Source organism: Paenarthrobacter sp. NPDC090520 (assembly GCF_044769205.1).
Lineage (GTDB): Bacteria > Actinomycetota > Actinomycetes > Actinomycetales > Micrococcaceae > Arthrobacter.
Window position 1 is genome coordinate 114,348 of sequence record NZ_JBIVXM010000008.1, and the last position, 15,208, is coordinate 129,555.

At 57.9% G+C, this 15,208-nt stretch carries 14 protein-coding genes; 6 read left to right on the forward strand and 8 right to left on the reverse strand.

Annotated elements, in window-relative coordinates:
* The first annotated feature begins 114 nt into the window (after positions 1-114).
* Complete coding sequence (locus tag ACIQTZ_RS12075) at positions 115-972, forward strand: hypothetical protein (RefSeq protein WP_402980857.1); 858 nt, start codon at positions 115-117, stop codon at positions 970-972.
* 335 nt (positions 973-1,307) lie between these two features.
* On the opposite strand, the gene ACIQTZ_RS12080 is transcribed toward ACIQTZ_RS12075, so the two are convergent.
* The 3 genes from ACIQTZ_RS12080 to ACIQTZ_RS12090 are packed head-to-tail and all read right to left on the reverse strand — an operon-like array spanning position 1,308 to position 3,975.
* Positions 1,308-2,030 (reverse strand): hypothetical protein, encoded by a 723-nt coding sequence (locus ACIQTZ_RS12080; RefSeq protein WP_402980860.1) that lies wholly within the window; start codon positions 2,028-2,030, stop codon positions 1,308-1,310.
* Between the two features lie 60 nt (positions 2,031-2,090).
* Positions 2,091-3,323: an exonuclease domain-containing protein gene (locus ACIQTZ_RS12085; RefSeq protein ID WP_400270912.1), complete on the reverse strand. Its 1,233-nt coding sequence runs from the start codon at positions 3,321-3,323 to the stop codon at positions 2,091-2,093.
* Complete coding sequence (locus ACIQTZ_RS12090) at positions 3,316-3,975, reverse strand: hypothetical protein (RefSeq protein WP_402980864.1); 660 nt, start codon at positions 3,973-3,975, stop codon at positions 3,316-3,318. Before ACIQTZ_RS12090 ends, ACIQTZ_RS12085 begins: the two co-directional genes overlap by 8 nt.
* A 421-nt stretch (positions 3,976-4,396) precedes the next feature.
* Between ACIQTZ_RS12090 and ACIQTZ_RS12095 the strand changes: the two genes are divergently transcribed.
* Positions 4,397-5,221, forward strand: a complete 825-nt coding sequence (locus ACIQTZ_RS12095) for a hypothetical protein (protein ID WP_402980867.1) — start codon at positions 4,397-4,399, stop codon at positions 5,219-5,221.
* Positions 5,218-6,003 carry a GIY-YIG nuclease family protein gene (locus ACIQTZ_RS12100; RefSeq protein WP_402980870.1) on the forward strand — a complete coding sequence of 262 codons (786 nt, stop codon included), beginning with the start codon at positions 5,218-5,220 and terminating at the stop codon, positions 6,001-6,003. Before ACIQTZ_RS12095 ends, ACIQTZ_RS12100 begins: the two co-directional genes overlap by 4 nt.
* Before the next feature lie 414 nt (positions 6,004-6,417).
* Here the strand turns inward: ACIQTZ_RS12100 and ACIQTZ_RS12105 are convergent, their stop codons facing one another.
* On the reverse strand, positions 6,418-7,209 hold the full coding sequence (locus tag ACIQTZ_RS12105; RefSeq protein WP_402980873.1) for a hypothetical protein: 792 nt from the start codon (positions 7,207-7,209) through the stop codon (positions 6,418-6,420).
* Positions 7,210-7,459: 250 nt separating this feature from the next.
* Entirely contained in the window at positions 7,460-8,347 is an 888-nt protein-coding gene (locus tag ACIQTZ_RS12110; RefSeq protein WP_402980876.1) for a hypothetical protein, read from the reverse strand.
* A gap of 571 nt (positions 8,348-8,918) precedes the next feature.
* Between ACIQTZ_RS12110 and ACIQTZ_RS12115 the strand changes: the two genes are divergently transcribed.
* The gene (locus ACIQTZ_RS12115) at positions 8,919-10,625 is read left to right on the forward strand and encodes a hypothetical protein (RefSeq protein ID WP_402980879.1); all 1,707 of its coding nucleotides are present in this window, start codon (positions 8,919-8,921) and stop codon (positions 10,623-10,625) included.
* Between the two features lie 213 nt (positions 10,626-10,838).
* Here the strand turns inward: ACIQTZ_RS12115 and ACIQTZ_RS12120 are convergent, their stop codons facing one another.
* On the reverse strand, positions 10,839-11,840 hold the full coding sequence (locus ACIQTZ_RS12120; RefSeq protein ID WP_402980882.1) for a hypothetical protein: 1,002 nt from the start codon (positions 11,838-11,840) through the stop codon (positions 10,839-10,841).
* Positions 11,841-11,913: 73 nt separating this feature from the next.
* On the reverse strand, positions 11,914-12,507 hold the full coding sequence (locus ACIQTZ_RS12125) for a hypothetical protein (protein ID WP_402980885.1): 594 nt from the start codon (positions 12,505-12,507) through the stop codon (positions 11,914-11,916).
* Positions 12,508-12,742: 235 nt separating this feature from the next.
* Between ACIQTZ_RS12125 and ACIQTZ_RS12130 the strand changes: the two genes are divergently transcribed.
* A complete protein-coding gene (locus ACIQTZ_RS12130; RefSeq protein ID WP_402980888.1) occupies positions 12,743-13,285 on the forward strand; it encodes a hypothetical protein in 543 nt (180 codons plus the stop codon).
* A 107-nt stretch (positions 13,286-13,392) separates the two neighbouring features.
* Here ACIQTZ_RS12130 and ACIQTZ_RS12135 read toward each other — a convergent pair whose 3' ends face one another.
* Positions 13,393-13,938 (reverse strand): hypothetical protein, encoded by a 546-nt coding sequence (locus ACIQTZ_RS12135; protein WP_402980891.1) that lies wholly within the window; start codon positions 13,936-13,938, stop codon positions 13,393-13,395.
* A 141-nt stretch (positions 13,939-14,079) separates the two neighbouring features.
* Here ACIQTZ_RS12135 and ACIQTZ_RS12140 point away from each other — a divergent pair, with 141 nt between their 5' ends.
* Positions 14,080-15,135: a YhcG family protein gene (locus ACIQTZ_RS12140; RefSeq protein WP_402980894.1), complete on the forward strand. Its 1,056-nt coding sequence runs from the start codon at positions 14,080-14,082 to the stop codon at positions 15,133-15,135.
* Positions 15,136-15,208 lie beyond the last annotated feature (73 nt).

The window sequence follows — 15,208 nt, forward strand, 5'->3', positions numbered from 1 at the left end:
ACCAGCAGGGGGTTACCGATGGACCAATACAGTTCGAGGCAGCTTGATGACGGGCCCTGCCCAATGCGTGCGCCGGAGGGTAGAGGCCATGGGCAGGTCTGCTAATCTGCGGTAATGGCCAAGGGAAACTCTGCTCTCGATATTCGTGAACTACGTGCTGCTCAGGCAGTGCGCGCCGTCTATGGCGCCGCAAGATGGGAAATCATTCCGAGGGACGTCGACGGCGCACCTTCAGGAACGCATGACTTCGATCTGTCCGATGGAACAACGACAGTTGCTGTCGAAGTCACGACAATTGCTGAGACCGAGACGCTCCGAGACAGTGCGCAATTCAATCACCACTTCCCAAATCTCGCCGCCGAGCTTGAGGGGTTAAAACAGGGTTGGCTGGTCGTGGTCTCTAGTAGCGGAAACGCACGGGAAATTCGTCGGCAGTTGGAGACTTGGCTCGCAGATCTAGAGCGCCTAAACCTGTCTTCCGTCGAGTCAGTGAACTTGCAACAGCATGTATTCAGCGCTGAAGCGGATCGTCCTGTTTGGTACAGCACGCTGGTGGCAATGCAAGCAGCTGGGGTAATTTCTGCAGAGGTGCTGCCAACCCTCCCTGCCGGCCAGTGCAGGCTGCTCAAGGTTGATGATGGGTTCTCGTGGGACCCGTCGGATGCCGAGTACGTTTCGATGTTTGTGTCAGAACAACTTGCCGGTAAGCACGAGTCGGATGTTGAGAAAATGGATCGGGCCGTGGCGGATCGTCGTGTGCTATTCCTCTGGCTGGATTTCGAGAGCCACTTCGACGTCACGCGTCGATTGGACAATGGACTCCTTGGCGGAACTGTCCGGAACGCAGGAAGTGTCGACGAAGTTTGGATAGGTCGACATTTCACAAACGATGACGTCAGTGTTTACCGGTGGTGCGAAGCTGATGGCTGGGTTGTCCATCATTTGCAAGAAGCGGATCTCGTGGAACGCTGATCAGGAAGCGGTAATGGGCCTCGGGATGTCCCCAGCAGGTCCACGGCTGTCGCAATGCGGATATAGGTCTGGGCTCGAGCAAAGTGATGTGACACCACCAATTTGGCTGACGGGATCTATGGCAGCTGTTTCAGAGCAGAATTTGCCACTGTCTTTCATCTGGGTACCATCGGCAGGTACTTTTCCTGCTCTTCGACCTTGCCGCGGCAAAAGTCGTGGGCGGGCCATTGACGAGATGCTTCCCTCTCAAGTGGTGAACCCAGACGCCCTGGAGGGCAGCGCGGGCGGCCGCCGTGTACCCCTTATTCGGCGTCCTGTGCAGCCTCCGAAGGGCGCTACAGGTTTGAGGCTCTGGCGCGCCAACCTCGTCCTTCGCTGAAGGCCCAGCGCTCTACTTCATCCGCGCCCACCGTGCGTTCCGGCGTCGATAGCTCACTGGCCCAATCCTGCATGAGTTCGCAGGCTGCCATGTACGTGGACACGGGGTAGCTGGCGGACGGCGGCTTGAATCTCTTGTCGTTGGTTTCTGCATGGAGCGTCGCGAGCACCCGTGCATCAACGATCACGCTTGGGTGATCCACTTTGCCGGCACCTGCGAAGTACAGGAACTTTGTGAAGAAGTTCGGTCCCCAGTGCTTCAATGCGGTGTGGCTGGGCTTGAGGAGAAGGAACGCTGCCTTGGAATCAGAGACGGCTAGGCACGCCGCGTCGCGTAATAACTGCCCTGACCGAGTGGTGTCAGCGGCCACGGACTTGATGCGTCCGGGAGTGTTCCGGTGATTGGACCCGGTACCCCAGGCCAATGCGTGCCAGAACAGGCCGAGCGCTGCTGTTCCGGAATCGTCCCTCCGTGCTGCCGCGGCGAGTTGAAACAAACTCCGGCGGCTGATCAAGCCAACGTCCTTACCACCGTCTTCGCTGACAAGCGGAGCTCCTGGAAGGAGGCCTACCAAGGCATTCCATTTGCCGATGTTAAGACGGAAACCGTGCCTGTGGATAGCGTCTTGGCGCGGATACTCAGCAACCCATGCGGCCAGCGCGTCGGGTCGTCTTGTCATCGCTGTCCCTTCTTTCCGGTACGCGGCGGGGTCGATGAGCGTCGTGTCCTCGAGTTTGCACTAGAAGCTGGGTACACCGAGAACGTCGTACAGGAAGTTTTCAGCTACGACAGGAATTCCATACTGGCGGGCCTTCGCTGCCTTTCCTGACAGGCTGTCGGGATCCGCAGCGATCACAAGGTCAGTCTTCTTCGTGGCTCGTTCAGCGACGACGTAGCCCATCTCGGTGAGGAAGCTGGACAGCTCACTTCGCTCCCGGGTCATGGCCCCGGTCAAAACAAGTGTTGAACCAAGAGTGATCTTGCCGGTAACCGGCCCGGAATCAACAGGTGCCGTGGGCGGGTTCGTCAGGGCGTGCGCGACAACGGATGCATCTACGTCCAACAGCTTGGCGGCTTGATAGAGCTCGGCTTCCTCATCGGGTGTAATGATGCCGTCGGCCCACGCAGCGACAGCGAGTTGCTCGACGTAGTAGGCGTGAAGTTTCCGGCAGCGGTCCTGACTGATGCCGAGCTCATCAGCCAAGCGAACCAGGGCCCGTGTTTCGTGGACCGATAGGTGCAAATCCAACATGGCTTGACCGAGGAGAGCCAGGTACTGGTCATGCTCTTCCGGTCCGGTGTACTCGGGCATATGTACCGTTATGCGTGAGAGGAAGTGCTTCTCGACCGTACCCAGCGCTTGGCGTTTGTGGGGAACGAAAGCTGTTGGGCCGGGATTGCTGGATGGCCACGACATCGAGGATGCGATGTCCAGGGCTTGGGACCACTCCGGCCGGTCGGGGTCGAGGTCAATGTACCGGCTGAGAAGCCAGGCCGCTGCCTCTGCGTCATCTCCGGCCGAGTGCGCACGGTAGTTTTCGATGCTGAAGAACTCACAGCAGTGCGCCAACGACCTTGCGTTGCCGATGACGTAGTCATGGGCAAGGCGCATCGTGCACAACCCTTGAAGGAACCCGTCAGGGATTACGACACCAGCCCTGGCCAACTCATAGCCGAGGAAGTCGGCATCAAACCGCAGATTGTGCGCAACCATGATGCAGCCCTGAAGAACCTCCGTCAGCGCCGGGGCTACTTCCGAGAAAGTCGGCGCATCGAGTATTTCGGCGGCGCTGATTCGATGGATTCGTTGGGGACCCAGGTCTCTCTGTGGATTGACCAAAGTTTCCCAACGGTCGACGATCCTACCGCTGGCGTCTACGCGCACCACGGCGATCTCAGCAACACGGTCATGCATCGTCGTGAAGAGCCCAGTCGTTTCGACATCGACGACGGCGAACATCGGCTCAGACATGTTCCACCGGCGCCGGTGCCTGCGAAGGCCACGGGCGTGCGACCGGGCCTCCGGCTTCCTTGAAATACGAGCGCGACTTCTTCAGCCGATCGCTTTCGATCTCCTGCCAGTAATTGAGGAGTTGAATACACCCGTTAGCCACACGGAGCGCCTCAACGTTGACCGGATCCTCACAAGCCGGACTGCTTTCCCACACGCTCTGGAGCGGGGGAGCGGGCCAGTCAATGTCCTGAAGCGGGGCCCGGCGTTGAAACTCGGGGAGCGGAAGGCCCGCCGCTTTGGCTTCCTTACGAGCGGCTGCCATGTTGGCGTTGTACTCGCGGCGGCTATCGTTCTCAGCCCAAAAGAGCCCTTGCAGGTAGTCGGTCCACGACGCGCAATCAGCAAGGAATTCCTCAGGCAAAAAAGCCGTGGCCTCCAGCACAACTCTTTCCTGACAGTGCTTCTGCGCCCTTGAGGTCAGGAAGATCGGCCGGTTGTATGTAAGACTCCGGAAGACCCGCTCATCAAAGCCATCGGTGACGACCGCATTCGTTGATCCTGCCCGTCCCGAACCCGTAAGAGATGCGGTCGAAACCTGCCATACAGCCCAGCGGCCATCGTGGACATCCAGGACCGCGATCCCGTGAACATCAGCGCCGATTACCGGCATATTTACCCCCATGAGTAGACGACGATCCAAATCATATGCGTGCTCACGGACAAAAAATTGATCCCACGATTCGACACGCTAGTCATTCGTACAGTAGCGAGCTTCTACCAAATAGCGGACTGCTTTTCACGAAAATGTCATTCATGAGGGCCGCTGCCTACGAGGGTCGAGTCGAAATTGCGATCTGCTTGAGGATGCATTGGCCGCAGTCCCGAACAGTGCGCCAGCAGTGACAAAAGGGACCAGAACTCGGACTTATTGACGACGGTTGTCCCAAGTCAGGCTCTCTGACAATGGTGATTTCCTCTCGATGCGATTGATAGAGTCGGGCCCATACAGGGGTTAAGACCCCGCTTCGGGTGAGGGGAAACAAATGGGGTTTGGGTCTTGGATCAGAGGCATCCTTGGTGAGACACGGGGTGTGCAGCACCCGGATCCCGAGCAAGGAGTCGCCGATCAGCCCATCACGACATTGGCGATATCGTCGCATTATCAACAGTGCCTGGAAGTGGCGGGCACAACCACTTTTGCGAAGGACGCCGTTGCTGCCTTGGCGGACCGACAAGAATTCGCTAAGCGCGGCTATTACGAGGGGCAGGCCCAACTGCAGCGGGAACCGGAGAACCTCGTTGATGCAACGGCGGTGGCCGTCCTGGTGGCCGGTGAGAAGGTGGGCTGTCTCCCTTCCTACGTAGCCCGAGAACTGCCCCTTACTGTCGGAGTGAGTGAACCAGTTCTGTACCAGCTTCACGTATTGCGAGACGAGAAGCTCTTGGCCAAGGCATACGTTTGGCTGGGTGACGGAGAACCTCAGTGGACCTACTCGCATGACAATCCACCAGCGCTCTCGTCCGCGGAGAGAAGCAACAGTTCACATGTGGCTATGTCGACGATGGTCCGAGAGGCTGTAGCGGGTGGGGGTGAAAGGGCGCGACAGTTCAAACGTGGAATGGTTGACGGCGTCCACTACCTTGAATTGGTCGAGCCTATCAAGCAGCTTAAGCGTGAAGGCCGGAATGAAGAAGCACTCGTGCTGTGCTACAAAGCAATTCAAGCTGCCGAACAAGATGCCGGCGGCCGAGAACCCGCGCCTTGGTACACCGAACAGGCAGCCATCGTCCATAGAAAGCTGGGGGAGAAGGACAAAGAGATCGAGGTCTTGAGGCGCTGGTTGGCGCGGTGCCCGGTCGGCCGCCGCGCCGGAAGCAAGATCGCCGAGCGTCTTGCGAAGCTTGAGCAGAAATGAAGGCAAACGGACCCGAAGGGCTGTCCGGCCCTGAGCCGGGTACCAGTGGTATGTTCGCCGTGCGGATGAACAGCCGGACACCCCCGCGAAAGCACTTTGGGGAGACGCTTCGCGCCAGCAAATATGGCCACCGACTGGTACGAGACGAGTACGCCCTTGTGAACAAGCGGAGATCAACTCGACTAGCTCGGGAGCTCTATACAGACGCCGCCTGGGAAGCCGAGGCATGGGCCTTCGAAGACGAAGATCATCTCTTCTTCAACGACGATTACTGCGCGTTGCAGCGGGAAGCAGCACTGGAGAACTTCGATCTGAACATGGAGTTCTTCAGGGGACTCTCCGGAAAGGACTTCCTGGGTTTGGTATCCGAGATGCTCGAGGCGCACAAGAATTTGCGGGTCGTATCGAGTCTGTCCGAGTTCAGTGGCGTGGAAGGCGTCTACGTGATGGTGCTCGACAGGTACAAGCAGATCTACGTCGGTCGTGCGGACGATATCCGGTCACGGATTAAGCGTCATTGGAGCGGAACTAAACAGTTCGATCGCCTCATCTTCGGACATAAGGATTCATCAGTGTTGTCCATTGATTCATTCCGAGCTCTGGACACCACCCGCATTTTTGCTGCGAAGACAGCCAGAGGGTGGGCCCAGGAGGAACGCATGGTTAGGGCACTCCCGGCCGATTTCCTGCTAAACCGTGTCCCGGGTGGCGAGAGAATCATGGGCAACCGCTTCCTCCTTTCGGAGATCAAACAACGACGTCTACGGCAGGTGGATCCTTAAGAGCTGACTCACCAAAAGCCGATCACCTTCATTCATCAGGTCCGATACTGCCGTGGCAGCCCTGCGAAAATCAACGCGATGCGCATTCTGTCCCGGACAGTGTGCTGTACGTTGGCGGCCGGTTTCGCGAGGACGACGCGATCAGCGCCTTTTCGGCGGTAGACCAGGACGCGCATAGGTATCAGCAGGACATCACGTTGCATTCCCGAACCTTCATCGTGGCTGACTCACTCGCGAGAGACCTCAGTCACCTTCTCAGGTCACTGCAAAATGTCCGAGGGTCAGTGGCCACAAGATAACGAAATTCTTCGTAACTAGTGGTCTCTGCCCAGCACGGGCGTCAGCCCACCGCGACCAGGAACTCGGCGACGTCTCGGCATCCTCAAACGCGGGAGCTGCACAAATGTGCCGCAGTCATTGCTTACGGAAAATATCTTGGGCGTCGCAAGTGGTGACTTGAGCTGTCGGGTTAGGAATTACATTACATTTCAGAGTGCCGCCTTGGACGGTGACGAGGATGGTTCTGGGACTCACCACGCCGGGGACTATCACTTCGCTTGAATTTGAGCCGGTAACCTTTACATCACTGGTCTGGTCGCCGACCGAGACACTTGCTACTACTTGTCCCTTGAAGTCGGACTTTGCCGCGAATGAGAGCACAACCTGACCTGTTTCCCCGGGTCGAAGGTTATAGGCAAGCGGAGTATTCGGTTGCCCTGAGCCTGCTGGGCCAAACGCCGTTTCGTCGAAGAAAGCACCTTCGCCGGAATCGAGCAGGAGCCGGCCAGGTTCAGCGACAACGCCACCATCCCCTGATTTATCACACTCCACTACAAATGCAGCGCCTACGGGTGTGGAAGTTTCCGGTACGCCCCGGACATTTGCTACAGCAATTGAGCTGCCGCCACCAGCTGAATTCCTAAGGTCCAGAATGTAATCCCGTTGGAAACGAACACCGTGCTGATCCAGCCAGGTCTCTTGCTCAGCAGTGCACAGTGGTCCCCCTGCCGGAAAGGAGTCAATGGGTGCACCCACGGGGAGGGCGAAGTGCACCACTGTGTCAGGACGGAATGGTTTCATTGAAATCTTGAGGGACTGAGCACTGGATTCGTCTTTAAACAGGATCGGGAAAACCGAAATGACACCGGTGACCAAGGTGACTACCGTCACAATCAACGCCCAGATCCGAGCTGTCCGAGATTTCAATACGGCGCCTCTAGACGCGGCCGCGGGCACCGCACCGAGGGGAATAGCTTCCGACGTGCTTCTCGGAGTCGGACGACCGGACTTTGGTACGGATGCCGGCGCCTGACCTTCCGTCGTCCTGTCGTTCGAATGTCGCAAAGGGGCATGTGATTTCTTCACAGTCGCATGCCCCTGGCCGCGTTGACTACTGTCCTTCTCAGCGGGCTCATGCGCGGATTCCTCTGAAGGATTGAGTTGATCCTTTTCTGTCTCAGCCAAGGTGGTTCCCCGACATCAGTTGCTGAATTGAACAGATGGTTCGGGCCGCGTACTTTGCGCTGCCTTGGGGGCAAGCAGTGCCTCCGTCAATGGCAAGAAGTGGCATTGGCATAGTGATGAACACTGCTTTGCCGCTTTCCAGCGCGGGAAGGGGAATCTGTACTTCTTTCTCCCCATCTGACGCGATGACGGTAGCAAGTGCGCGGCCTGTGATTGATGCGACCTTGGGGGCCACTTTGAGGTCTAACTGTGCGCGGGATGTCTCGCCTGCTGCCAGGTTGAATACCGCGGGTCTACCAGCGGGAATGTGTCGCGTCAGGTCCTCCCCGTAGAGTGACGGACCGCCGAAGATGCCAGTCCCGGCGTCTGAGGGCAGGAGGACTTCGCGGGAGTTTGCATTTCCGGCCGTTGCCCCTCCGGACCAGTCATTGAAGTTTGTACACGCGATGCCGAAGCCCGCATCATCGATAGGTGTAACGACACCTTCCCAGCGGAGGTCCTTAAACGAGAGCGACTGACTCGATTTCGAGGTGTTGGTTAGGGTTACCTGGCCTATTCCGAGCTTTCCGTCGACAGCGTACAAATTCTCCGTGGCAAGTACTGCGTTCTTTTCCAGCCATGCGCGTTGGGCGGGTGTACAGCCCTTCCTTGACCCGAGACAGTCTTCGTGGGCCTTGATCGTCTGGAAGTCTTTGCGCATGCAACTCAAAGATGCCAGAGGAGCTGACTCTATCGGAAACTCTTGAGCATTAGCCCCTGATTTAATGATCCAAGTCTCACTGGTGATAATCATTTCCGTTCGTGGGATGACCTCCAGAGAAAGCCCCTCTGGTGAGACGGGCATCGTTGGTGTCGCGATAGCAAGCTGAGTGGCTGGCATGGTGGGCGATTCCGTCGAGGGCGGAGCAGACGCGGATTGTTGCACCACCCGCCCTGCGTCAACCGTCGCCTTCTGCGCCGTAAACCAGGTGATGCCACCGGCCCCGGCCGCAACGACAGCTAGTGTCGCCCCCAGGCCTGCTAGAACTTTTTGAACTCGTCCAACCATCGATGTGCCTCAAATCAATAGTCTGCACCTGTTTATTGCCATGCTGAAATGATGCGAATTCCACGAAGGACTTCGTGGTCGGAGCCTACAGGGCTGAAATTATGCACCACCATACATTTGAGAAGAATTACTCATGATGTAACAACAGCGGGCATCCTATATCCTGAGCTCAATTCGGCCGGTGGCAGCTGTGCGACAGGGGAACGCGGTGCTTAGATCAGGTGGAATGGCGTGGAGTCACCGCAAGGCCATTGCTGTCGTTCTCGTAGTCTTCTGTCTCGTGCTGGCTTCCTGCTCCTGGCCGTGGGAGCAGAAGCCCAAGCCGGAACAGTCTAGTGACTCTCCCCGCGTAACGGTCAGTTTTCCGAACGCCTCACCGGGGCTGAATGCGAAAATTGAACACTTGGAAATCAACGAGGCCATGAGGGCGGCTCTGCCATCAGGCGCAACGCTTCATGAGGGTGTCGCGCTGTCAATGGTCCAAGGTTCATTTCCCGCAAGTGGGGCTGTGATCTCCTTCGAACTGGAGGAGCCCCTCGCTCCAGACCACGAGGCCAACGTAGCCTACTGGAGCACCGACACAGAGGAATGGGAAATCAGTCCTTCTGAGCTTTCGTCGGACAGACGAACAGTTTCGGCTACGGTCAACCACTTCTCGCCTTACAGCCTCATCGAAAAGGCATACAACGGAATCGGCAAACTCTTAGGCGACAAGACCGATCCACCCACTTGCTCCGGAGGCATCCCTTCTTGGGCCGATCCCCAATTCTCTGAGGACAACATCAATGCACCGGTCCTCTGGTGTGTTGGGACAGACAGGAGTAGCCCGGACATCATGGAAGTCCGGGTCGTGATGAACCGACCAAACGCTGGCTCCATAACAACAGCTATCAAGCCAGCCTGGGTATGGAGTGACATGTGGGACGAGGCGGCGCCTGTCACCTGGACGCAGATGGCCGTCGGCGCCGCGCTGGACGGCGGATGGGGCGACAGCTACCTGGTTCAGCCACTCGGTGAATACAGGTTCGGCTTCAAGCGCGCAGAACTGCTGGAGTTGTGGGGTAGCAACACAAACCAGCCGTTGGTAGAGGTTGACTTCCAACTGCCGTATGTCGTCGCGGGTCTCATGTACCAAGCAGTGGAAGGAAACGCGGGTGGCGGCCTGGTAGGGGCATTCATCATGATGTCTTTGATCGAATGCGGAGGGAAGCTCAACACAGCATCAAAGAATTCATCCGTCAAAGAAGCATTCGGGGCTATTCTGCCATGCTTGAGTGACCGCAAGGACGCGATAGCGGTGGCCACGGCCAAAACGTGGCTGAAGATGAAGCCTGGAGCCAATTGGGAGCAGTCAATTACTGCTGGGAAGACCATCGGAAAAGCGCTAAGGGTCGCAGGCCAAACCTATGCCGTCGCAAAACTTACCTTGACGGCGGGAGCTATCATCGGAGACAGCCTGCTCGACCCGATCCTTCGCCAACTCTTCTTCCTGCCTGCAAACGATGAACTGAAGCGGTATCTGAAGGCGAAGTACACAACTAAGACTGAAATCATCGAGCTGAATCCGTGGACGGACCCGGATACCCTCAAGAAATCGAAAACCGAAAATGGCGGATCTACGATGTCCAATAAGGGCATGTGTGTTGGGTCCAATGTCTCGTCTCGCACCGACGCCTTCAGATGTTTCCCGGACAGAACAGGCCTCTTTGACCCATGCCTCGTCAAGCCAGGGGACGCAACCGTGGTTGCATGTATGGACGGGGACCCGTCGTCATGGAGGATATTCACGGGCATGAAAGTGACACCACGCCCCAACAGTTCTTCTGCGGAGAATGAGCCGTTTTACATAGAGCTAGCCAACAACATGGTTTGCCGCCTGAGTTCGGGGGCCGGCCCAACCCCGCCTCCTGGTTATGACGGTTGGGCAGGAACCTGCAAGTCCAAGTCCGGCTCTGGAGACGTCGAAGTGCTGTGGGCCATGTCGAAGTCGAGAGCCTTGTACGGCAGCTCCGTTTATGCCCGAAAGGGTCCTCAAGGTTACCTCCAGGCGGCCGTTGGTCCCGAGGGGAGTCAACCTGCTCTCATTGACGCGGTCCGAGTGTACCGCTAGCGATCGGCAGGGCGGACTGCCCATGCAAAGGGCCGTAATCTCAGGGTTTGGAGTTCGAGGCCATGTTCCGCTTGCCGCACCAAATGAGCGCTTTTCGCTGGACGAGGACATTGGGCGGGATTTGAATCAATGATTCATCCAATGCATCACCGAGACTCACCTTGCCGCTGGTTTGCAGTCGCTAGGCGCAGAACCTGCTGGAATACCACTGCATCACTCGCCCCTATAGCTTCCGTCCAAAGCGCCCACGGGAAACTCGATCCAATCAGGTTCAGTGGCTCCAGGGCCGACGCTAAAGATCTTCCACCCGAGACCCGCTAAGAACACTAAAGTGATGATATTGACGTTGACTTCAACATATCCGGCCTGATTAGGTACGGGAGGCTTTCCCCCTTGCACCAGTCGGACGTATGCCACTTGCGGTGCCGGGTACCAAATGTGGGCGGCCGTTGAAAAGCTCTCGAGTGCCTTCCCCAGTTTTTGGAAGTCAAGGTCGCTAAACTTATTCCATCCTGAGGCATTTACCGCAAGTAAAGGCGCCACTTCGGCCGCTGTCACAGGGGGTTCCTGCCGCGAAATGAGGTTCATGAAGCCCAAGGCAGCCCCCATTGGGTTGAACGCGTTTGAACTATCTCCGATCTGCTTCAAACCCTCTGTCTCGTTCGGCTCCGGTGCGCTGGTGTCGGGAACCTGCTCAGATAACTGTCCGTCAAAGGACCTCTCCCAGCGGACGCCTTTGCTGTCGGTAAAGAAGACCCTTGCAACTGGGTCAGAAGGAAGACTAATTCCGCCGCTCCGGCCAAGTAGCGCTAAGGTTATGTCCCAGGAGCGGTTCCGTCGAGGTGGCAATACGGGAATGGGGGCGGGAACAGCGAGCGGTCCTATCTGGACAATGGGCCGACCAACGCCTATGACTACGTGAACGTCGAAAACAGGTTCATTGCTCTCATTTGCGAGATAAACGGTTCCTCGCCGAACATAGTTCGCTCCGCTGCTGGACACTTCATATGAGGTCTCAACCCAGGCAGAAACGAGAGAAGCTACCCCTAGCCTGTCGGCCTTCGCTTGCGCCTTGCGCTCTCGAGCGAGGGCTGTCTCCGCGACCGAAGCTCTTATTCCTCCTATAACAGCCAGCAGGACGGCAATAGCCGTCGCTCCGACCGTTCCGAAAGCCTGCCAAGCGTCCCACCACTTAGCGTCCCAAAAATCGGGCATTCCCTACCTCTTCACATCTCTTTTATGTTCGATGCTGTCAGTCCAGGTCAGTTTGAAGGCGATCGGCCGCTCTTCAATGGTGACTGTTCTCGTCAGCAGCAGAATGGGAGTCCCAGCGTTTCCGGGCTCCCTGGCGGGTGATTCCGTAAGCTCTGCCGATTTTGTCCCAGGAAAGGCCGTCGGCGCGTGCTGCGGCCACGGCCTCATCGAGCTGGGTTTCAATCTTCTTGAGTTGATCTCCCAAGGTGCTAATGGTGTGGAGGTGGACGTCAGGGGCTACGTGCTGCTGCCATCGCTCAACGAAAAGGGGTTCCAGGTCTTCACGGTCGCTGACGTACTCCGGGTCGTCGCTGGAGGGATCCCCGGCGTAGATGCGTCCGCCAGCAAAGTCCTCGTCTGCTGGGTCCCAGACCCTTGTCCATAGAGGATCGAGCACAACGTGCTTCTTGAACGGCTCGCAGCTGCACGCGACTCTCCAGCCGATCACCTGCGACGGCGGCCGCCACGCCGCACTGTTCGGGTCGTCGTCGTTCTCCCAGACTGTTTTGCCGTCCGGTGTCATCAGGCTGATCTGCATGTGTTTCCCGCCGGAGCCGTACATACCGTCGGCGAAGACGCAGACGACGTAGCCTTCGTGGTCGCTGCCTTCGGTGAACCAGCCCATCATGCTTCCCCTCATCGGCCTGCCGTTGGTACTCTGAACAGTATGCCTGAGCGCAACCATGGTTCACAAGAGAGGATTGTTAGGCAACCTTAGTTGACGTAATATCGGTTATAGGCGTTGCGAACGAGTCGCGACTGGTCGAGAGGATCGGGCATCTGGTTGATCCCAAAGTGGGCACGAGCAGAGCGGCGGTCCGGCGGTTGGGATACTCTCCGCGTGGTCATGGAGAATGGCCGTTATGGGCGTGCTCTTTGATTATTTCTCGGCTGGATCCGACGAGGAGGCCGCGGCGGTGATTGATCGGCCAGGCGGGCCGGGTTACCCGGCGGCAATCGTCCCGTCGGTTGAATCGAGACGTGGCTTTTTTGGTCTGAGACGGCGATCAGCAGAACGTCTGACCTCCAGTGCACCCGGACCGCTCGTTTATGAGACGGTCTCCGTGAAGGGCATAGATCCTGTGGTGCAGCTCGGCGCGCTCGAAGAGCTTCTAACCGGTCGGGCTTACGACGACGTCGTTGATGACCCTCGAAGCGGCCACACCTTGGCGACGCGAGACGGGGATGAGCTTCTGGTGGTGACTCTCACTGACTCTTTGTTCCAGGCCCTGGCCTGTATCGACGACGACGTTATTGAGCAGGCGGCGGTTCCGTGGTCAGAGTCTGAAGAGTTCTTCGACGCGGCGGATCCCCGGGATCTTGCCGACTTCCTAAAGGACCTTTCGGCCCTGGCACGTCGGGCGGAGGCTGCAGGACATCGTCTTTACTGCTGGGCTTCCTTGTAGCTCGCAGCGGGCTTTTCTCCTCATAATGAGGCCGGTGGTGTTATCCAAACCGCTGGAATCGAAGCAGGAATGGGGCTTCCGCCACGTCGACCGTTCGCAGTCGTAGGTCACTGCCAGCCTCGACGACGGTTTCGGGTGCGCGTGGGTGGCCAGTGGAGGTCAATCTGGACGGGCTTCTTGTCTTCCTTCGGCTCCGGTATGCCCCTCTCGCGTCGCCGGGCCCGGGCATCCCAGTCGCGCCGCGCCCAGAAAAGGAGAAGCCATGCAAAAAGGCCAACCACGACCGGCAGGATCATTCTGGCCCATACCCCGTCCGAAACCGAGGACACAATGGACGTGATCAGCGTAACGAGGGCCAACCCTACAATCATCGCGGCGAATGTCGTCATGAACCACAACGGTGCGACTACAGGCACGTACTTCCCTGTAAGGGTTATCTCATCCCTGCGATAGCTGTAGAGATCACCGTCTATCGTGCGGGCGAGAATACGTTCCTCACCCGTAGAAACGGCGTGGTCATGCCATCTCCAGACGCCTTCATCGATTTCCGAGATACTTCCAGCCCGGCTGCTGGCGTGATCCCTCGCTGAAGGCCGCGTCAGATCACGAGGAGAATCGGTCACCTGCTCAATATAGGCGACATCAAGCAGCAAGCCTGGCGCGACAGCATTTACGACGCCGGGGTGCCTGTCACGATGGCAAAGCAAATATGCCACAGCCTGTGGCACATTTGCGCGCGTCTGAAGACTGGCCGGTCATCCGGGTTGTCAGTGGCCCCCGATAGGGTTGAGGTCATGACAGACTCGCGTGACTTGGACCTGCCCTTTGGCTATCTGGACCTTCTGGAAGGTCTGAAGGCAACGGTCAAGGCAGCCAGGGCCAAGGCGCTACGGGCGGTTAACACCCAGCTCATCGAGCTGTATTGGGCGATTGGTCAAGGAGTTCGGCGGCAGCAGAAACAGCAGGGCTGGGGGAGCGGGGTCATCAAACGACTCTCGGAGGACCTGCGCCAGGAGTTCCCGGACATGAAGGGCCTCTCACCTAGAAACATTCAGTACATGACCACCTTTGCAGGGGCTTGGGAGGAGGGCCCAATTGCGCAACAAGCTGTTGCGCAATTGCCGTGGGGTCACATCACGGTCCTGTTGGACAAGCTTGATTCGCAGGAACGCCGGCTCTCGTACGCTGTGGCGGCAGTCGAACATGGCTGGACCCGAAATGTTCTGCTGAACATGATCATGAACCGAACACTGGAGAGGACCGGCACGGCGCCATCGAACTTTACGCAACAGCTTGTTGCGCAGGATTCGGGGCTGGCACAGCAAATCGCAAAAGACCCGTACAACTTCGAGTTCCTGGGCCTTTCCGGCAGTGTCGCCGAACGGGACTTGGAACTGGCACTGACCAGCCGCATCACCGAAACTCTGCGTGAGCTTGGGCCCGGATTCTCGTTCGTTGGCCGGCAGGTGCACTTCGATGTCGACGGCGACGATTACTACATTGACATGCTCTTCTTCCACATGGACCAAAACCGGTACGTTGTCATCGAACTCAAGACCGGCAAGTTCCAGCCCGAGTACGCCGGCAAGCTCAACTTCTACGTCGCCCTGGTCGATGACATGCTCCGCCGCGAGCACCACAACGAAACCATCGGCATCCTTATTTGCGGCACCAAGAACGACCGCAGTGTCCGGTACAGCCTCGGCCGTTCCACCTCACCCATGGCCGTCGCCGCCTACACCTACGACAAGCTCCCCGCCGACGAGAAACTCGCCCTGCCCAACGAAGGACACGTCGTCGCTGCCCTCGAATGGGCCGAACCCGAGTCAAACCAGCCGGACCAGGAATAACCCGGGGATACTGTCTCCGGTCAAGAACCACAACCTGTCGCTCTTGGCCCAGACTCCACCAGTAACTCCCCCG